We start from the raw sequence: 359 nt of genomic DNA on the forward strand, positions 1-359 counted from the left end.
TTCCTATCTTGCGTTTTATGAGATACTCTCATATCTCTTAACGTTTTGTATCAAGGATATTTGATTAACTTTTAATCAAATTTCATGTATGCAGTTTTCAAGGTACATATTGACTGATATTTTATCAGTCATCAGAAATCTCAAATGCTTTTTCAGCTTCATTTAAAATCTCTCATCACTGGTAAATTCAGTTTTTTCTTTTTTGATCTGGCGCCCACCTGCTCTCCCACACCGTCTCCAGTGCAGTACCATCGGCCGATTGGGTCTTAACCGTCGTGTTCGGGATGGGAACGGGTGTGTCCCCCAACCGCATCGGCACCAGAAATATTTCAGCTTGATAGCTAAACAGTAAAACACAT

The 359-nt window shown here is 39.6% G+C and carries 1 rRNA gene; it reads right to left on the reverse strand.

What is annotated here, in order from left to right:
* Positions 1-205: 205 nt before the first annotated feature.
* A 5S ribosomal RNA gene (gene rrf / locus LI074_RS17200) occupies positions 206-323 on the reverse strand.
* Between the last annotated feature and the right edge of the window lie 36 nt (positions 324-359).

The sequence above is a fragment of the Blautia sp. MSK18_10 genome (genome assembly GCF_020553185.1).
Taxonomy (GTDB): domain Bacteria; phylum Bacillota; class Clostridia; order Lachnospirales; family Lachnospiraceae; genus Blautia_A; species Blautia_A wexlerae.